General features: G+C 40.1%; 15 protein-coding genes and 1 other annotated feature. All 15 genes read left to right on the plus strand.

What is annotated here, in order from left to right:
• The first annotated feature begins 95 nt into the window (after nucleotides 1–95).
• Nucleotides 96–794, plus strand: coding sequence for a 50S ribosomal protein L1 (gene rplA, locus ACFFHF_RS17445; protein WP_119706258.1), 699 nt, complete (start codon nucleotides 96–98; stop codon nucleotides 792–794).
• 57 nt (nucleotides 795–851) lie between these two features.
• Nucleotides 852–998, plus strand: a sequence feature (ribosomal protein L10 leader region).
• A gap of 32 nt (nucleotides 999–1,030) precedes the next feature.
• A complete protein-coding gene (gene rplJ / locus ACFFHF_RS17450; RefSeq protein WP_160547971.1) occupies nucleotides 1,031–1,531 on the plus strand; it encodes a 50S ribosomal protein L10 in 501 nt (166 codons plus the stop codon).
• A 60-nt stretch (nucleotides 1,532–1,591) separates the two neighbouring features.
• Nucleotides 1,592–1,957: a 50S ribosomal protein L7/L12 gene (gene rplL / locus ACFFHF_RS17455; RefSeq protein ID WP_160547970.1), complete on the plus strand. Its 366-nt coding sequence runs from the start codon at nucleotides 1,592–1,594 to the stop codon at nucleotides 1,955–1,957.
• A 110-nt stretch (nucleotides 1,958–2,067) separates the two neighbouring features.
• Nucleotides 2,068–2,670, plus strand: a complete 603-nt coding sequence (locus ACFFHF_RS17460; RefSeq protein ID WP_160547969.1) for a methyltransferase — start codon at nucleotides 2,068–2,070, stop codon at nucleotides 2,668–2,670.
• 318 nt (nucleotides 2,671–2,988) lie between these two features.
• A complete protein-coding gene (gene rpoB, locus ACFFHF_RS17465; RefSeq protein WP_445677899.1) occupies nucleotides 2,989–6,558 on the plus strand; it encodes a DNA-directed RNA polymerase subunit beta in 3,570 nt (1,189 codons plus the stop codon).
• A 169-nt stretch (nucleotides 6,559–6,727) separates the two neighbouring features.
• Entirely contained in the window at nucleotides 6,728–10,324 is a 3,597-nt protein-coding gene (gene rpoC, locus ACFFHF_RS17470; RefSeq protein ID WP_160547967.1) for a DNA-directed RNA polymerase subunit beta', read from the plus strand.
• A gap of 147 nt (nucleotides 10,325–10,471) precedes the next feature.
• On the plus strand, nucleotides 10,472–10,720 hold the full coding sequence (locus ACFFHF_RS17475) for a 50S ribosomal protein L7ae-like protein (RefSeq protein WP_119706264.1): 249 nt from the start codon (nucleotides 10,472–10,474) through the stop codon (nucleotides 10,718–10,720).
• Between the two features lie 106 nt (nucleotides 10,721–10,826).
• On the plus strand, nucleotides 10,827–11,249 hold the full coding sequence (rpsL, locus tag ACFFHF_RS17480; protein WP_066058589.1) for a 30S ribosomal protein S12: 423 nt from the start codon (nucleotides 10,827–10,829) through the stop codon (nucleotides 11,247–11,249).
• A 50-nt stretch (nucleotides 11,250–11,299) separates the two neighbouring features.
• The gene (gene rpsG / locus ACFFHF_RS17485) at nucleotides 11,300–11,770 is read left to right on the plus strand and encodes a 30S ribosomal protein S7 (protein WP_119706265.1); all 471 of its coding nucleotides are present in this window, start codon (nucleotides 11,300–11,302) and stop codon (nucleotides 11,768–11,770) included.
• Nucleotides 11,771–11,833: 63 nt separating this feature from the next.
• Entirely contained in the window at nucleotides 11,834–13,912 is a 2,079-nt protein-coding gene (gene fusA / locus ACFFHF_RS17490; protein ID WP_160547966.1) for an elongation factor G, read from the plus strand.
• A gap of 131 nt (nucleotides 13,913–14,043) precedes the next feature.
• Nucleotides 14,044–15,231, plus strand: coding sequence for an elongation factor Tu (tuf, locus tag ACFFHF_RS17495; protein WP_160547965.1), 1,188 nt, complete (start codon nucleotides 14,044–14,046; stop codon nucleotides 15,229–15,231).
• Nucleotides 15,232–15,401: 170 nt separating this feature from the next.
• On the plus strand, nucleotides 15,402–16,121 hold the full coding sequence (locus ACFFHF_RS17500; RefSeq protein WP_160547964.1) for a phosphoadenylyl-sulfate reductase: 720 nt from the start codon (nucleotides 15,402–15,404) through the stop codon (nucleotides 16,119–16,121).
• Between the two features lie 13 nt (nucleotides 16,122–16,134).
• A complete protein-coding gene (gene cysP, locus ACFFHF_RS17505) occupies nucleotides 16,135–17,214 on the plus strand; it encodes a sulfate permease (RefSeq protein WP_160547963.1) in 1,080 nt (359 codons plus the stop codon).
• 2 nt (nucleotides 17,215–17,216) lie between these two features.
• Nucleotides 17,217–18,365 carry a sulfate adenylyltransferase gene (gene sat, locus ACFFHF_RS17510; protein WP_160547962.1) on the plus strand — a complete coding sequence of 383 codons (1,149 nt, stop codon included), beginning with the start codon at nucleotides 17,217–17,219 and terminating at the stop codon, nucleotides 18,363–18,365.
• Nucleotides 18,366–18,378: 13 nt separating this feature from the next.
• On the plus strand, nucleotides 18,379–18,978 hold the full coding sequence (gene cysC, locus ACFFHF_RS17515; RefSeq protein ID WP_119706271.1) for an adenylyl-sulfate kinase: 600 nt from the start codon (nucleotides 18,379–18,381) through the stop codon (nucleotides 18,976–18,978).
• Nucleotides 18,979–19,223: the final 245 nt, after the last annotated feature.

Raw genomic sequence — 19,223 nt, forward strand, 5'->3', positions numbered from 1 at the left:
TATGTCTAGCGGGTGTGTTAAAGCACAGCGCTGTTATTCGTGGGAGGTTAGTTAAGAACTTTTCCGCTAAAACCACAATCTAGGAGGAAATAAAAATGGCTAAAAAAGGTAAGAAGTTTTTAGAAGCTTCAAAGCTTGTTGACCGTACAAAAGCATATCCGGTTGAAGAAGCTATTGAACTTGCTAAAAAGACAAACTTTGCAAAGTTTGATGCATCTGTAGAAGTTGCTTTCCGTCTTGGAGTAGATCCAAAGAAAGCTGACCAACAAATCCGTGGAGCAGTTGTGCTTCCAAACGGAACTGGTAAAACACAACGTGTACTTGTATTTGCTAAAGGTGAAAAGGCGAAAGAAGCAGAAGCAGCTGGCGCTGATTATGTAGGAGATGCAGACTACATCAACAAAATTAACCAAGGTTGGTTTGAGTTTGACGTAATCGTTGCTACACCTGACATGATGGGTGAAGTTGGTAAGCTTGGTCGTGTGTTAGGACCTAAAGGCTTAATGCCAAACCCTAAGACTGGTACAGTTACATTTGATGTAACAAAAGCAGTTAATGAAATCAAAGCTGGTAAAGTTGAATACCGTGTTGATAAAGCTGGAAACATCCACGTACCAATCGGGAAAACTTCTTTCGAAAACGAAAAGCTTGTTGAAAACTTCACTACAATTTTCGAAACAATGCTTAAAGTGAAGCCTTCTGCTGCAAAAGGAACTTACATGAAGAACGTAACTGTTACTTCAACAATGGGACCTGGAGTAAAAGTAGACCCTTCAACTGTAAATGCAAAGTAATTTAAAAATATAATTGACAACAGAATAAAATTCTACTAGAATAGATTTTGTTGTGAAAATAGAATAACATTTGTACCGCAGACAGTAGGTGCCTTCAAGGCTTAATCTCCTACCGAGGTCATACGATAGATTGAACAGTTCGTGTAAACGACTATTGTATACTTCCTCCATGTCTGCAAGGCATGGAGGTTTATATTTTCTGGTATAAATGTAGTAAATCTACAGGAGGTGTAAGGATGAGCAACGCTATCGAAACTAAAAAAGTAATCGTAGACGAAATCGCTGATAAGTTAAAAACTGCTAAAACAACAGTTGTTGTTGACTATCGTGGTTTAAATGTTTCTGAAGTAACAGAACTTCGTAAACAACTTCGTGAAGCTGGTATCGAGTTCAAGGTTTACAAAAACTCTTTAACTCGTCGTGCTGCTGAAGCTTCTGAACTTGCTGGCCTTAACGACGCTCTTACAGGTCCTAACGCTATCGCATTCAGTAACGAAGATGTTGTTGCCCCAGCTAAAATTTTAAATGACTTCGCTAAAAAGCATGAAGCTCTTGAAATTAAAGCAGGTGTAATTGAAGGGAACGTTGCATCATTAGAAGATATTAAGGCTCTTGCTGAACTACCATCACGCGAAGGCTTACTATCTATGCTACTCAGCGTACTTCAAGCTCCAATCCGCAACCTTGCTCTTGCTACAAAAGCTGTTGCAGATCAAAAAGAAGAACAAGGCGCGTAAGTTAGAATTATCGTTCGTGAAATAAACTATTAAAACACAATTTTAAGGAGGAACTTTATCATGACTAAAGAACAAATCATTGAAGCAGTTAAAAGCATGACTGTTTTAGAACTTAACGACCTAGTAAAAGCTATCGAAGAAGAATTTGGTGTAACTGCTGCTGCTCCTGTAGCTGTAGTTGGTGGAGCTGCTGGTGGAGACGCTGCTGCTGAACAAACTGAATTTGACGTTGTTCTTGCTTCTGCAGGCGACCAAAAAATCAAAGTTATCAAAGTTGTACGTGAAATCACAGGTCTTGGACTTAAAGAAGCAAAAGAACTTGTTGACAACACTCCAAAGGCAGTTAAAGAAGGAGCTTCTAAAGAAGAAGCTGAAGAAATCAAAGCTAAGCTTGAAGAAGTTGGAGCAAACGTTGAAGTTAAGTAATAATGATATTGAAAGGCTCGCTGCATAAGCGAGCCTTTTGCTTTTTAAAAAAGGTTCGATTATAATTTTTTCGTATAAGTTTTCTCTACTAAAAATTTGGAAGTGGTAGTATGGCAGAGCATTATTTCTCGCGCGAGCAAAAAGTTGAGAGTAATCGAAAGACATGGAGTTTCACACTTAGAAATCAAAGCCTATCTTTTATTACTGATAATGGTGTGTTTTCGAAAAGTGAAGTAGATTTTGGATCGAGGTTACTCATTGAGGCGTTTCAATTTCCAAACATCGATGGACCGATTTTAGATGTTGGTTGCGGCTATGGTCCGATTGGGATTTCTCTAGCAAAAGAACAAGTAGCCAAAGAGATACATATGGTAGATGTGAATGAGCGGGCGATTGGATTAGCAAAAGACAATGCAACTCTAAATAAAGTTTCAAATGTAACGATATACGAAAGTGATCGGTTAACTCAGGTAAAAGGCAAAGGGTTTGCTGCTATCTTAACAAACCCTCCAATTCGTGCAGGAAAGCAAGTAGTTCACGATATATTTGAACAAAGTTTTGATCATTTAGCTCCTAGCGGTGAGCTGTGGGTTGTCATTCAAAAAAAACAGGGTGCACCATCTGCAATAGAGAAATTAAGTGAAATATTTGGTTCAGTTGAAACCATCGAAAAGAAAAAAGGGTATTTTATTTTGAAAGCTAAAAAGATTTGACTTGACATTTTGGCTATGTTAATGTTATAAAATGCCAACATGATATATTGTGTAAAATTGCTAAATTCAACTGTAGTTGTATAAATTTGGCAATATGCGGCGATGCTAATAAAATAATAGTAGAAAATTGGAGAATGCGGTTTTTAAGAAAAAACCCTTTTTCTTTTTGTCTTATGAAAAAAGGTGCATGTAAGCGTTGTTGACTTAAGTCGAGCGGTCAAGTGGGAAAATCCTCCTGTCTGGATAAAAGCATCTCGTTTGCCCATCTATTTTTTATAAGAAATTTATAGAAGTAATCATAAAAGCTTGATTTGAGGGGTGAATCTGTTGACAGGTCAACTAGTTCAGTATGGACGACACCGCCAGCGAAGAAGTTATGCGAGAATCAGTGAAGTATTAGAATTACCTAACTTAATTGAGATTCAAACAGCTTCGTATCAATGGTTCCTTGATGAAGGATTGCGTGAAATGTTCCAGGATATTTCACCGATTGAAGATTTCACAGGTAATTTGTCATTAGAATTTATTGATTATAGTTTAAGTGAGCCAAAGTATTCTGTTGAAGAATCCAAGGAACGAGATGTTACATACTCTGCTCCACTTCGTGTAAAAGTGCGTCTTGTTAATAAAGAAACTGGGGAAGTAAAAGACCAAGATGTATTCATGGGTGACTTCCCGCTTATGACGGAAACAGGTACATTCGTTATTAATGGTGCCGAGCGCGTTATCGTATCTCAGCTTGTGCGTTCACCAAGTGTTTATTATAGTGGAAAACTTGATAAAAACGGAAAACGAGGATATACAGCAACTGTAATCCCGAACCGTGGTGCTTGGTTAGAATATGAAACTGATGCGAAGGATGTTGTGTACGTTAGAATAGATCGTACGAGGAAATTACCCGTTACGGTTCTTTTGCGTGCATTAGGATTCGGCTCAGACCAAGAAATCATTGAGTTAATAGGAGACAATGAGTACATTCGTAATACGCTTGAAAAAGATAATACAGAAGGTACTGAGAAAGCTCTATTAGAAATTTATGAGCGTCTTCGTCCGGGTGAACCACCAACGGTTGAAAATGCAAAAAGTTTACTTGTTTCTAGATTCTTTGACCCTAAGCGCTATGACCTAGCGAATGTTGGTCGTTACAAAATTAACAAGAAGCTGCATATAAAGAATCGTCTATTTGGTCAACGTCTTGCAGAAACATTGGTTGATCCTGAAACGGGAGAAATCATTGCGGAAAAAGGTGTGCTTTTAGACCGCCGTACGTTAGATCGTATTCTTCCACAATTAGAAAAGAATATTGGATTTAAGACGTTCACTCCAGTTGGAGGAGTAGTACAAGAAGATATTCTTTTACAATCAATTAAGATTTTTGCTCCAAATGAGGATGGCGAAAAGGCAATTAATGTGATTGGAAATGCATATGTACCAGAAGCGGTTAAGAACATTGACCCATCTGATATTATTGCTTCCATTAGCTATTTCTTTAACCTTCTACATTCGGTAGGAGATACAGATGATATTGACCACTTAGGAAATCGTCGTCTGCGCTCAGTAGGAGAATTACTTCAAAATCAATTCCGTATCGGTTTATCAAGAATGGAAAGAGTTGTTCGTGAAAGAATGTCCATTCAAGATACAAATACGATTACACCACAGCAATTAATTAATATACGTCCTGTAATTGCGTCAATTAAAGAGTTCTTTGGTAGCTCTCAGTTATCGCAGTTCATGGATCAAACCAATCCATTAGCTGAGCTTACTCATAAGCGTCGTTTATCAGCGTTAGGACCAGGTGGTTTAACACGTGAACGTGCTGGCTTCGAAGTACGTGACGTTCACTACTCTCACTATGGCCGTATGTGTCCAATTGAAACACCGGAAGGCCCGAACATTGGACTAATCAACTCATTATCTTCCTTTGCAAAAGTAAATCGATTCGGGTTTATCGAAACGCCATATCGTCGTGTAGATCCTGAAACAGGAAAAGTTACAAGCCATATCGACTACCTAACTGCAGACGAAGAAGATAACTATGTAGTAGCACAAGCAAATGTAAAACTAGGAGAAGATGGATCATTCCTAGATAACGATATTATTGCTCGTTTCCGTGGTGAGAACACAGTTGTTAATCGTGAGCGTGTAGACTACATGGACGTTTCTCCTAAACAAGTAGTTTCTGCTGCGACAGCATGTATTCCGTTCCTTGAAAATGATGACTCCAACCGTGCTCTTATGGGTGCGAACATGCAACGTCAGGCTGTACCATTGATGCAACCAGAAGCCCCTCGTGTAGGTACGGGTATGGAATATGTTTCTGGTAAAGACTCTGGAGCAGCTGTGATCTGTAAACACGATGGAATCGTGGAGCATGTTGAAGCTCGTCAAGTGTGGGTAAGAAGAGTGACTGAAGTAGATGGCCAAGAAGTGAAGGGCGATCTAGATAAATATAGAATGCAAAAATTCATTCGTTCAAACCAAGGTACTTGCTATAACCAAAGACCAATCGTGGCTGTAGGTAATCGTGTAACAAAAGGAGAGATCCTTGCAGACGGACCATCTATGGAGCTTGGGGAACTTGCTCTAGGTCGTAACGTTCTTGTTGCCTTCATGACTTGGGATGGTTATAACTATGAAGATGCAATCATCATGAGTGAAAGACTAGTAAAAGACGATGTGTATACTTCTATCCATATCGAAGAATACGAGTCAGAGTCTCGTGATACAAAGCTTGGACCAGAGGAAATCACTCGTGATATTCCAAACGTAGGGGAAGATGCTCTAAGAAATCTCGATGAGCGTGGAATCGTACGTGTCGGAGCTGAGGTGAAGGACGGAGATTTACTAGTTGGTAAAGTAACGCCTAAAGGTGTAACAGAACTAACTGCTGAGGAACGCTTATTACATGCAATCTTCGGTGAAAAAGCACGTGAAGTTAGAGATACATCTCTTCGTGTACCTCACGGTGGTGGCGGTATTGTCCTAGATGTAAAAGTCTTTAACCGTGAAGATGGAGATGAGTTACCTCCAGGTGTAAACCAACTTGTTCGTGCTTATATTGTTCAGAAGCGTAAGATCTCTGAAGGGGACAAGATGGCTGGTCGACATGGGAATAAAGGGGTTATCTCACGTATATTACCGGAAGAAGATATGCCTTTCTTACCAGATGGAACGCCGGTTGACATCATGTTAAACCCATTAGGAGTACCATCACGTATGAACATCGGTCAGGTACTTGAGCTTCATCTAGGTATGGCTGCAAGAGCACTAGGTATTCATGTTGCTTCTCCTGTATTTGATGGAGCGCGTGAAGAAGATGTTTGGTCAACTATTGAAGAAGCAGGTATGGCTCGAGATGCGAAGACAGTACTATACGACGGCCGTTCTGGTGAACCATTCGATAATCGTGTTTCTGTCGGCGTAATGTATATGATCAAACTTGCTCACATGGTTGATGATAAACTACATGCTCGTTCAACTGGACCTTACTCACTTGTAACGCAACAACCACTTGGTGGTAAAGCACAATTTGGTGGACAGCGTTTTGGTGAGATGGAGGTTTGGGCATTAGAAGCTTACGGTGCTGCTTATACGCTTCAAGAAATCTTGACGGTTAAGTCGGATGATGTAGTAGGACGTGTGAAGACGTATGAAGCAATCGTTAAAGGTGAGAATGTCCCAGAACCAGGTGTGCCAGAATCATTCCGTGTATTAATGAAGGAGCTTCAAAGCTTAGGTATGGATGTTAAGATCCTTTCAGGCGATGAGCAAGAGATTGAAATGCGCGATCTAGAAGAAGATGATGAGGTACAACAAGCTGATGCTTTGACGATTTTACCTGATTTTGAAGAGTCTGAATCAGAAAAAGTAGGTACAAAAGAGTAGTAATCCACTCACATATATAAAGACCATCTCCTTGACTGATGAGGTATTAGGAGATGGGCTGATTTTTCAAGGAATCATTCCCTAACATATTGTTGGCATAGAGACTTATTTAGAATCTAAGCCTTTCATATAAGGGTAAAACCCGTAGATCAAAAGGGAGGTAGGCCCCTTGCTAGATGTCAATAATTTTGAGTTTATGAAGATTGGTCTTGCTTCACCAGATAAGATTCGTTCATGGTCTTTTGGAGAAGTAAAAAAGCCAGAAACAATTAACTACCGTACACTAAAACCTGAAAAAGATGGGTTATTCTGTGAGCGTATTTTCGGGCCGACAAAGGACTGGGAATGTCATTGCGGTAAGTATAAACGTGTTAGATATAAAGGTGTAGTCTGCGATCGTTGTGGAGTGGAAGTCACTCGCGCAAAAGTACGTCGTGAGCGTATGGGTCACATTGAATTAGCCGCACCTGTATCTCATATTTGGTACTTCAAAGGGATCCCAAGTCGTATGGGTCTTGTTTTAGATATGTCTCCTCGTGCACTTGAAGAGGTTATCTATTTTGCTTCGTATGTAGTTACAGATGCTGGTGATACAGCATTAGAAAAGAAGCAGCTTCTATCTGAGAAGGAATATCGTGCATACCGTGACAAATACGGTAATAAATTCCAAGCGTCAATGGGTGCTGAATCTATTAAAAAGCTGCTTTCTGATATTGATTTAAACAAAGATGTTGAAGCATTGAAGGAAGAGTTAAGAACGGCACAAGGTCAACGTCGTACAAGAGCCATTAAGCGTCTTGAGGTTCTAGAAGCATTCCGTAACTCAGGCAATGAGCCGTCATGGATGATCCTTGATGTTCTGCCAGTAATTCCGCCAGAATTACGTCCAATGGTTCAATTAGATGGAGGGCGTTTTGCTACTTCTGACTTGAACGATTTATACCGTCGTGTAATCAACCGTAACAATCGCCTGAAGCGTCTATTAGATTTAGGAGCTCCAAGCATCATCGTTCAAAACGAAAAGCGTATGCTTCAAGAAGCAGTAGATGCTTTAATTGATAACGGTCGTCGCGGACGTCCGGTAACAGGACCAGGTAACCGTCCTTTAAAATCACTTTCACATATGTTGAAAGGGAAGCAAGGTCGTTTCCGTCAAAACTTACTGGGTAAGCGTGTTGACTATTCTGGTCGTTCCGTTATCGTTGTAGGACCAAACTTAAAGATGTATCAGTGTGGTTTGCCAAAAGAAATGGCACTAGAACTGTTTAAGCCGTTCGTTATGAAGGAATTGGTTGAAAAAGGTCTAGCGCACAACATCAAATCAGCTAAGCGTAAAATTGAACGAGTTCAGCCCGAAATCTGGGATGTACTTGAAGAAGTAATTAGAGAGCATCCTGTTCTTCTTAACCGTGCTCCGACTCTTCATAGACTTGGTATCCAAGCATTTGAACCAACGCTAGTAGAAGGTCGTGCGATTCGTCTTCATCCGCTTGTATGTACAGCATACAATGCTGACTTTGACGGTGACCAAATGGCCGTTCACGTTCCGCTTTCTTCTGAAGCTCAAGCAGAGGCAAGATTATTAATGCTTGCTGCTCAAAACATCCTTAACCCGAAGGATGGAAAGCCTGTAGTTACTCCGTCTCAGGATATGGTATTAGGAAACTATTACTTAACTCTTGAACGTGCGGGTTCTGTTGGGGAAGGTATGGTTTTCAAGGACACAAATGAAGCGATATTAGCTTACCAAAATGGTTATGTACACTTACATACTCGTGTAGCTGTACATGCAGGTTCATTGAATAATGAGACGTTCACGGAAGAGCAAAACAAAAAACTTCTATTAACTACGGTTGGAAAACTGATCTTTAATGAAATTTTGCCTAGCTCATTCCCTTACATTAACGAGCCTACAAAATCTAATCTTGAAGTAGAAACACCTGCAAGATTCTTTGTAGAGCCTGGTACGAATGTAAAACAAGTAATTAGCGAAATGGATGTTGTAGATCCATTCAAAAAGGGAATTCTAGGAAACATCATTGCGGAAGTATTTAAGAAGTTTAAGATTACTGAAACTTCAAAGATGCTTGACCGAATGAAGGACCTAGGGTTTAAACACTCTACAAAAGCTGGTATTACAGTTGGGGTTGCAGACATCGTTGTATTAGGTGAAAAGCAAGAAATTATCGCTGAGGCACAAACAAAGGTAGATAATGTTCAAAAGCAATTTAGACGTGGTTTAATCACTGAAGATGAGCGTTATGATCGTGTTATCTCTATCTGGAGTGCTGCGAAGGATGTAATCCAAGCGAAGCTAATGAAATCATTAGATAAAACAAACCCAATCTTCATGATGAGTGACTCTGGTGCCCGTGGTAACGCATCTAACTTTACGCAGCTTGCTGGTATGCGTGGTCTAATGGCCAACCCGGCTGGTCGAATCATTGAATTACCGATCAAATCAAGTTTCCGTGAAGGCTTAACCGTATTAGAGTACTTCATCTCTACTCACGGCGCGCGTAAAGGTCTTGCCGATACAGCACTAAAAACGGCTGACTCTGGATACTTAACTCGTCGTCTCGTTGACGTAGCACAGGACGTTATTGTTCGTGATGATGATTGCGGTACGGATCGTGGATTGCATATTGCTGCCCTAAGAGACGGAACAGAAATCATCGAGTCTCTAGAAGAACGTTTAATCGGACGTTATGCAAGAAAAGCAATTAAAAACCCTGAAACAAAAGAAGTAATGGTCCGTGAAAATGAATTAATTACAGAAGACCTAGCAGCTGAAGTGGCTAGCGCTGGTGTTGAAGATGTGTGGATTCGTTCTGCGTTTACATGTAATTCTCGTCACGGTGTATGTAAGAAATGTTATGGTCGTAACTTAGCAACTGGTCAAGAGGTAGAAGTGGGAGAAGCTGTTGGTATCATCGCTGCCCAATCTATCGGTGAACCAGGAACGCAGTTAACGATGCGTACATTCCATACAGGTGGAGTTGCCGGAGATGATATCACACAAGGTCTACCTCGTATTCAAGAGATATTTGAAGCGCGTAACCCGAAAGGTCAAGCGGTCATCTCTGAAATCGAAGGTGTGGTTGTGGGTATTAATGAAGGTCGCGACCGCCAACATGAAATTATCGTTCAGGGTGAAGTAGAGTCAAGAACCTACACAGCTCCGTACACAGCACGTCTAAAAGTGGGTGTAAACGATAAGGTTGAACGTGGTGAAGAATTGACAGAAGGTTCTATCGATCCTAAGGAATTAATTAAGGTGAGAGACGTAACAGCTGTTCAAGAATACCTGCTTCGTGAAGTTCAAAAAGTATACCGTATGCAAGGGGTAGAAATTGGCGACAAGCACGTAGAAGTAATGGTACGGCAAATGCTTCGTAAGGTTCGTGTCATTGATGCAGGTGAAACGGAAGTATTACCTGGATCACTCCTTGATGTTCATCAGTTCAGAGATGCAAACGAAAAAGCATTGCTTTCTGGTAAAATGCCTGCAACAGGACGTCCTGTATTACTGGGTATTACTAAGGCTTCACTTGAAACAGATAGCTTCTTATCTGCTGCTTCGTTCCAAGAAACAACAAGAGTACTTACAGACGCTGCTATTAAAGGTAAGCGCGATGAGTTACTCGGTCTGAAGGAAAATGTAATTATCGGTAAACTTGTTCCGGCTGGAACTGGAATGCAACGTTATCGTAAAGCTGAGCCAGTAACAAACATTGAACAAGAAGAAGTTTTAACCGTAGAATAATCATTCATGCGGCACTCTACATGGAGTGCCGCACATTAAATGAATATCTCTAGTAATAAAAATTCCAATAGGTGTTGACAGCGAGTTTCATAGGTGTTAATATATCAAAGGTGCTCCTATAAACCTGTTACTTTGGAGGATGTAATCATGTCTTATGAAAAAGTAATGCAGGCAAAGAGATTTATCGTAGGAACTAAGCAAACAGTAAAAGCCATCAAAAGCGGCACTATTTCCGAAGTACTAGTAGCTAAGGATGCTGAACCACGTGTGACAGCAAAGGTAATTAGTACAGCACAGGAAGTAGGCGTTCCAATTATATACGTAGATTCTATGAAAAAGCTTGGTAAAGCTTGTGGGATCGAAGTAGGTGCTTCTACTGTAGCAATAACTTTTTAAAAACTGTTTTTATAGAAAGATATCTATAAAGACTTTGTTTTTTGTTTCAAAATGAACCACCTGGATGTGTGGGCTTTGAAATAGTAGATGAAGGGAGGAAAAAGAAATGCCTACAATTAATCAATTAGTGCGTAAGCCACGTTCTTCGAAAGAGGAAAAGTCTAAATCACCTGCACTAAACAAAGGTTACAACAGCTTCAAGAAATCACAAACGAACGTATCTTCACCTCAAAAGCGTGGGGTATGTACGCGTGTTGGTACTATGACACCGAAGAAGCCGAACTCAGCATTACGTAAATATGCTCGTGTACGCTTAACTAACGGAATTGAAGTAACAGCATACATTCCTGGAATTGGTCACAACCTACAAGAGCACAGCGTAGTACTTATTCGCGGTGGTCGTGTAAAGGACTTACCAGGGGTACGTTATCATATCGTTCGTGGTGCACTAGATACAGCTGGTGTAAACAACCGTATGCAAGGTCGTTCTAAATACGGAACTAAGAGACCAAAAGCAGCTAAGAAATAATGATTACTACAAAAAACTAAAATCACACTTCTGTGAAAGGAGGAACAAACATGCCTCGTAAAGGTCCTGTAGCAAAGAGAGACGTATTACCAGATCCGTTATATAACTCAAAGCTAATCACTCGTTTGATCAACAAAATGATGATCGACGGTAAAAGAGGAAAGTCACAAGCAATCCTTTACTCTGCATTCGAACTTATTCGTGAGCGCAGTGGTAAAGAACCAATCGAAGTATTCGATGCAGCACTTAAAAATATCATGCCAGTTCTTGAAGTTAAAGCACGCCGTGTAGGTGGTTCTAACTATCAAGTACCAGTAGAGGTGCGTCCAGATCGTCGTACAACTCTAGGTCTTCGTTGGTTAGTAAACTACTCTCGCCTTCGTGGAGAAAAGACGATGGAAGAGCGTTTAGCTAACGAAATCTTAGATGCAGCTAATAACACTGGTGCATCAGTTAAGAAGCGTGAAGACACTCACAAAATGGCTGAAGCAAACAAAGCATTTGCTCACTATCGTTGGTAGAATTTACTTTTACCCTAATATAAAAATAAACTAAAACACTCATACGAGAAAGGAGAAATACCAATGGCAAGAGAGTTCTCCTTAGCAAATACAAGAAATATCGGTATCATGGCACACATCGATGCTGGTAAAACAACAACAACTGAGCGTGTACTTTATTACACTGGTCGTATTCATAAGATTGGTGAAACACATGAAGGTGCATCTCAAATGGACTGGATGGAGCAGGAACAGGAGCGCGGAATTACAATCACTTCCGCTGCTACAACTGCTCAATGGAAAGGCCACCGAGTTAACATCATCGATACACCAGGACACGTAGACTTCACAGTTGAAGTTGAACGTTCTCTTCGTGTACTTGATGGCGCAGTTGCTGTACTTGATGCACAGTCTGGTGTTGAGCCTCAAACTGAAACAGTTTGGCGCCAAGCAACGACTTACGGTGTACCACGTGTTGTATTTGTAAACAAGATGGACAAAATTGGTGCTGATTTCAAGTATTCAATCAAAACACTTCATGATCGCTTACAAGCGAATGCTGCTGCAATTCAACTTCCAATCGGAGCTGAAGATCAATTCTCAGCAATAATTGACCTTGTTGAAATGAATGCAACATTCTATGGTAACGACCTTGGAACAGATATTGAAGTTCGTGAAATCCCTGAAGAGTACCGTGCTGAAGCAGAAGAATACCGTGAAAAATTAATTGAAGCGGTATCTGAGTTTGACGAAGTATTAATGGAAAAATACCTTGGTGGCGAAGAAATCACTAACGATGAGCTGAAATCAGCGATTCGTAAAGGTACTGTTAACGTTGAGTTCTACCCAGTTATCTGTGGTTCAGCATTCAAAAACAAAGGTGTTCAATTGATGCTTGACGCTGTAATTGACTACCTGCCATCACCATTAGATGTACCTGCAATCAAAGGTACTTTACCTGATAGCGATGAAGTAGTTGAGCGTCACTCAAGCGATGAAGAGCCTTTCTCAGCTCTAGCGTTCAAAGTTATGACTGACCCTTATGTTGGAAAACTAACTTTCTTCCGTGTGTACTCTGGTACATTAAGCTCAGGTTCTTACGTTCAAAACTCTACTAAAGGTAAGCGTGAGCGTGTAGGTCGTATTCTACAAATGCATGCTAACAGCCGTGAAGAGATTTCAATGGTATACGCTGGTGACATCGCAGCTGCTGTAGGTCTAAAAGATACTACAACTGGAGATACACTATGTGATGAAAAGAACCTAGTTATCCTAGAGTCTATGGAATTCCCAGAGCCAGTTATTCAATTATCTATCGAGCCTAAGTCTAAAGCTGACCAAGATAAAATGACTACTGCTCTACAAAAGCTTCAAGAAGAGGATCCTACATTCCGTGCGCATACTGACCAGGAAACTGGACAAGTTATCATTGCAGGTATGGGTGAGCTTCACTTAGATATTCTAGTAGACCGTATGCGTCGTGAATTCAAAGTTGAAGCAAACGTTGGTGCTCCTCAGGTTGCTTACCGCGAAACAATCCGTTCTTCTGCTAGTGTAGAAGGAAAGTTCGCTCGCCAATCTGGTGGTCGTGGACAATTCGGACACGTTTGGATTGAATTCTCTCCAAACGAAGAAGGAAAAGGATTTGAATTCGTAAACGGAATCGTTGGTGGTGTTGTTCCTCGTGAATACATCCCAGCTGTACAAGCAGGTCTTGAAGACTCACTTGACAGAGGTATGATTGCTGGATTCCCTGTTGTTGATATCAAAGCTAGATTATTTGATGGATCTTACCATGATGTTGACTCATCTGAAATGGCGTTTAAGATCGCTGCGTCTATGGCACTTAAAGCAGCAGCTTCTAAGTGTAACCCAGTTATTCTTGAGCCTATCATGAGAGTCGAAGTTATTATTCCTGAAGAGTATCTTGGTGATATTATGGGTAACGTAACTTCACGTCGTGGTCGTGTAGAAGGTATGGAAGCACGCGGAAACGCTCAAGTTGTTCGTGCAATGGTTCCACTTTCTGAAATGTTTGGATATGCAACTAGCCTTCGTTCTAGTACGCAAGGTCGTGGAGTATTCTCTATGCACTTCGATCACTATGAAGAGGTTCCAAAATCAATCTCTGAAGAAATCATCAAAAAAAATAAAGGCGAATAATTGATTTTCGCCCTTTTTTAAAGTATAACTACTTATGTAAGTGTGGACATTGGTAGGTGCTGGTAACAGCTGCCTCTCTGTCCATAAATATACTTAGACTATTTTTTATATATTAAAGGAGGATTTTTCTAATGGGAAAAGCTAAATTTGACCGTTCAAAGCCACACGTTAACATCGGTACAATTGGTCACGTTGACCATGGTAAAACAACTTTAACAGCTGCAATCACTTCTGTACTTGCTAAAGTAGGTGGAGCAGAAGCTCGTGCATATGATCAAATCGACGGTGCTCCAGAAGAAAGAGAGCGTGGAATCACAATCTCTACTGCGCACGTTGAGTACGAAACTGCTAACCGTCACTACGCACATGTTGACTGCCCAGGTCACGCTGACTACGTTAAGAACATGATCACTGGTGCTGCACAAATGGATGGCGGAATCCTAGTTGTATCTGCAACTGATGGCCCAATGCCACAAACTCGTGAGCACATCCTACTTTCTCGTCAGGTTGGTGTACCTCACCTTGTAGTATTCATGAACAAGTGTGATATGGTAGACGACGAAGAGCTTCTTGAATTAGTAGAAATGGAAATCCGCGACCTACTTTCTGAGTATGACTTCCCTGGAGATGACATTCCTGTAATCAAAGGTTCTGCTCTTAAAGCATTAGAAGGTGAAGCTGAATGGGAAGAGAAAATCAACGAGCTTATGGCTGCGGTTGATGAGTATGTTCCAACACCAGCACGTGACACTGAAAAGCCATTCATGATGCCAGTTGAGGATGTATTCTCAATCACTGGTCGTGGAACTGTTGCTACTGGACGTGTTGAGCGTGGAGTAGTTAAAGTTGGGGACGTTATTGAAATCGTTGGTTTCACTGAAGAGCCTAAGTCTACTACTGTAACAGGTGTAGAAATGTTCCGTAAGCTTCTTGACTATGCAGAAGCTGGAGACAACATTGGAGCACTTCTTCGTGGGGTTTCTCGTGAAGAAATCGAGCGTGGACAAGTTTTGGCTAAGCCAAAATCAATCACTCCACACACAAAGTTCAAAGCGGAAGTTTATGTTCTTTCTAAAGAAGAAGGTGGACGTCATACTCCATTCTTCACTAACTACCGCCCACAATTCTATTTCCGTACTTCTGATATTACAGGTATCTGTAACCTTCCAGAAGGTGTTGAAATGGTTATGCCTGGCGACAACATCGAAATGACTGTTGAACTAATCGCTCCAGTTGCGATCGAAGAAGGTACTAAGTTCTCTATCCGTGAGGGTGGACGTACTGTAGGCGCTGGCGTAGTTGCTACAATCATTGAATAATTAATGAATCAAAAAAGCAGATGGATGATCCATCTGCTTTTTTTATATGCTAATTTTTATCTAAAGTCATTGACAATTTTGCTCTTAGTTGATAAATTTAATTAAACCTATCTGTTAAGTTGGAATTAAAAACTAAATTAGAGATACAATAATGTTAGGAGTGGTATTGCATGGTCGAGTCAAAATTGACCTTTTCATCATATGATCATTATTCATTCCCTAGCTTCGACGAGGAGAATGAAACAAAAGGTGCACTGGATGCGTTGCGTTGGAGTTATGAGCAATACGATGAAAATGAAATTGTGTACGCATGTAGTTTTGGAATAGAAGGCATGGTCATGATTGATCTAATTTCGAAAGTTAAGCCAGATGCAAAAGTAGTATTCTTAGACACAGGTCTTCATTTTAAAGAGACGTACGAGTTAATAGATAAAGTAAAAGAACGTTATCCGCAACTACAAATTGAACTTAAAAAACCTTCTTTAACATTAGAAGAGCAGGCAGAACAACATGGTGATGAGCTCTGGAAGACAGCTCCAAACAAGTGCTGTGAAATAAGAAAAATCATTCCGTTAAGAGAAGCCTTATCGGGTGCCACTGCATGGATAAGTGGATTAAGAAGAGAGCAGTCAGAAACGAGAAAGAACACGCAGTATTTCAATAAAGATAACAAATTTGAATCGATAAAAGTATGTCCTCTCATTCATTGGACATGGAAGGATGTTTGGAGATACACACACAAAAATGATCTTCCTTACAATGTTCTTCATGACAATGGGTACCCTAGTATTGGATGTGCACCATGTACCTCCCCTGCATTTAACGCAGAGGATATGAGATCAGGTCGATGGACAGGAACAGGTAAGACAGAATGCGGATTACACCAATAGGAGGGCTTTGCCCATGATTATCACTTATACGGCTATTATTGTTGCTCTCTTTTTGGCAATGAATATTGGTGCAAGTGGGGCTGCCGCCTCCATTTCTATCGCATACGGCTCTGGGGCGCTTCCGAAAAAGAAAGTCGCTCTGCTTGTCTGTGGAGTAGCGATATTTTTAGGTGCTGTACTCGGTGGAAGTGAAGTTGTCAAAACTATCGGTTCAAATATTGTGCCATCATCAATACTTGATGAAAAAGTAGTTCTCATTATTCTATCCTCCGCTGCACTTTCATTATTTATTGCTAACTTAATGGGCATACCGTTGTCCACTAGCGAGATAACAGTTGGATCTGTTGTAGGTGTGGGTGTTGCATTTAAGGCACTATTTGTTAAGAACATTTTAGTTATTGTTGCTTTCTGGTTTATCGTTCCAATAGCAGCGTTTTCTATGGCGCTCTTGTGGGGTAGAGGAATAAAGTTGCTTGAAAAGAAGTTTCCTGCAGTTAAGAATGGAAAGTATAATAAGCCAATTACCATCTTTGTTATTGTGGTTGGGTTTCTTGAAGCTTTTTCAGCAGGAATGAACAATGTTGCGAATGCTGCTGGTCCTCTAGTAGGAGCTGGAGTAGTTTCTATTACAACCGGAGTTTGGGTTGGTGGATTATTCATTGCTCTAGGAGCTATATTCCTTGGAGGAAGAGTACTTCAAACAAACGGCAAAAAAATCACAAGCTTTTCCTTGCTTGAAGGTGGGGCTATTTCAAGTACAGGTGCGATCTTGGTAATATTAGCTTCTGTATTTGGATTACCAGTACCGTTAACTCAAGTTACTAGTACTGCAATTATTGGAATAGGTTTTGCTCAAAGAGGAAAGGTAATTTTTCAACAAAGTATTATAAATAAGATACTCAAGGTATGGGTTGTATCTCCTATTCTTTCACTTGTCCTATCTTATGGACTTGTGAAAATCTTTGTTGATACTGATATATATACAGTTGTTGTGTTGTTTAGTGTAAGTATTGCCACTCTAGGGACACTGTCCTTGGCAAATACGATAAAGAAAGAGAACCGAACATACTTTGAAAATAGCGGAGGTATTTAATTATGACACTTAGTACACCACACGGAGGAAAACTTATTAATCTTTGGGAGCCGGAATACAAAGTTGAACATATCGAACTTTCCATTGATTTAGATAAGACAGCTTTAAGCGATCTAGAACTAATTGGAAATGGTGCATATAGCCCGATTACTGGTTTTTTCAATAAAAAGGATTATGAATCAGTAGTGAATAACTTACGCTTAGCTGATGGTCATGTATGGAGTATACCGATTACTCTTCCGGTAGATGAAGACAAAGCGAGCACTTTGTCCATTGGTGCAGAAGCGAAACTTGTTTTTGAAGGGGAAGTATACGGAGTCATCACGATTAATGACATCTATACTCCGGATAAGGAAGTTGAGGCGAAAGCGGTATACCAAACAGATGAATTAGCTCATCCAGGTGTACGTAAATTATTTGAAAGAAAGAATGTTTACGTTGGTGGACCAATTAAGGTCGTAAAGCGATTGGAAAGAGAAAGATTTAACGAGTACTATCTAGATCCAACAGAAACAAGAAGTATCTTTGCTGAAAACGGGTGGAAGACTGTGGTAGGTTTCCAAACGAGAAATCCTGTCCATCGTGCACATGAATACATTCAAAAGTCAGCCCTAGAAATTGTTGATGGCCTATTCTTAAATCCGTTGGTGGGAGAAACAAAATCTGATGATATTCCAGCGGACGTAAGAATGAAGAGTTATCAAGTGTTATTAAAGAACTACTATCCGGAAGATCGAGTGTACCTTGCTGTATTCCCAGCAGCGATGCGTTATGCAGGCCCAAGAGAAGCTATCTTCCATGCGATGGTTCGTAAAAATTATGGTTGTACGCATTTTATTGTAGGAAGAGATCATGCGGGTGTGGGCAATTACTACGGAACATATGATGCACAAAAGATTTTTGATCAATTTACACAAGAAGAATTAGGTTTAACACTTCTATTCTTTGAACATAGCTTCTACTGCAAAAAGTGTGGAAACATGGCTTCAACAAAAACTTGTCCACATTCAAAAGAAGATCATGTGATTCTATCTGGAACAAAGGTAAGAGAAATGCTTCATAATGGGGAAGTACCACCAAGTGAATTTAGCCGTAAAGAAGTTGTAGAAGTACTAATTGAGGGCTTAAAATCTCACAGTGTGAAGGCATAGTTGGAGGGGTAATATGAGTACAAATATTACATGGCATGAAGCTTCATTAAATAAAGAGCTAAGAAGAAAGCAATTTGGACATCACAGCTTTGTTCTATGGTTCACTGGCTTATCTGGTTCAGGTAAGTCTACGGTAGCCAATGCAGCTGCTAAAGCGCTTTTTGATCAAGGGTTAAATCCTTATGTATTAGATGGAGATAATATTCGTCATGGATTAAATAAGGATCTTGGTTTTTCTGAAGAAGATCGTACAGAAAATATTCGTAGAATCGGAGAAGTATCAAAGCTCTTTGTAGATAGTGGACAAATTGTAATAACGGCATTTATCTCTCCATTTATTAAGGATAGAGAACTTGTTCGTGAACTTCTTGAGGCTGATGAGTTTATTGAAGTATATATTAAGTGTCCGGTAGACGAGTGCGAGAAGAGAGATCCTAAGGGTTTATATGAAAAAGCACGAAAAGGACTTATTCGTGACTTCACAGGTATCGACTCACCGTATGAAGAGCCAGTAAATCCAGAAATCGTAGTAGAGACAAATAAGTATTCTATAGAAGAAAGTGTGGAGCAAATTCTACAACACTTAAAATCTAAGGGATATATAAAAGAATAAGTACTAGTTAGAAGACTAGAAAGAGCCGTTACAAGGGATATTGGGAGATTCCTTTGTACCGGCCTTTTTTATGGGGATATTCCTAGATTGAAAGAAGGAAAGAGTGGAATTATTTCACACAAAGTTTATTGTTGATGCTAGTTGAAAAGAAGAAGTGTAACAGCTATAATAGGAAAAGTGTTCGAAACATAAACAAAAAAACATATTTATGTTGCAATTGCTTTATAGTTTCAGTATAATAGACA

Origin of the sequence: Robertmurraya beringensis, assembly GCF_042433785.1 — a bacterium.
GTDB classification, from domain to species: Bacteria; Bacillota; Bacilli; order Bacillales; family Cytobacillaceae; genus Robertmurraya_A; species Robertmurraya_A beringensis.

Coding starts and splice junctions, on each gene's coding strand:
- rplA (WP_119706258.1), top strand. CDS start 96: ATGGCTAAAAAAGGTAAGAAGTTTTTAGAAGCTTCAAAGCTTGTTGAC.
- rplJ (WP_160547971.1), top strand. CDS start 1,031: ATGAGCAACGCTATCGAAACTAAAAAAGTAATCGTAGACGAAATCGCT.
- rplL (WP_160547970.1), top strand. CDS start 1,592: ATGACTAAAGAACAAATCATTGAAGCAGTTAAAAGCATGACTGTTTTA.
- ACFFHF_RS17460 (WP_160547969.1), top strand. CDS start 2,068: ATGGCAGAGCATTATTTCTCGCGCGAGCAAAAAGTTGAGAGTAATCGA.
- ACFFHF_RS17475 (WP_119706264.1), top strand. CDS start 10,472: ATGTCTTATGAAAAAGTAATGCAGGCAAAGAGATTTATCGTAGGAACT.
- rpsL (WP_066058589.1), top strand. CDS start 10,827: ATGCCTACAATTAATCAATTAGTGCGTAAGCCACGTTCTTCGAAAGAG.
- rpsG (WP_119706265.1), top strand. CDS start 11,300: ATGCCTCGTAAAGGTCCTGTAGCAAAGAGAGACGTATTACCAGATCCG.
- fusA (WP_160547966.1), top strand. CDS start 11,834: ATGGCAAGAGAGTTCTCCTTAGCAAATACAAGAAATATCGGTATCATG.
- tuf (WP_160547965.1), top strand. CDS start 14,044: ATGGGAAAAGCTAAATTTGACCGTTCAAAGCCACACGTTAACATCGGT.
- ACFFHF_RS17500 (WP_160547964.1), top strand. CDS start 15,402: ATGGTCGAGTCAAAATTGACCTTTTCATCATATGATCATTATTCATTC.
- cysP (WP_160547963.1), top strand. CDS start 16,135: ATGATTATCACTTATACGGCTATTATTGTTGCTCTCTTTTTGGCAATG.
- sat (WP_160547962.1), top strand. CDS start 17,217: ATGACACTTAGTACACCACACGGAGGAAAACTTATTAATCTTTGGGAG.
- cysC (WP_119706271.1), top strand. CDS start 18,379: ATGAGTACAAATATTACATGGCATGAAGCTTCATTAAATAAAGAGCTA.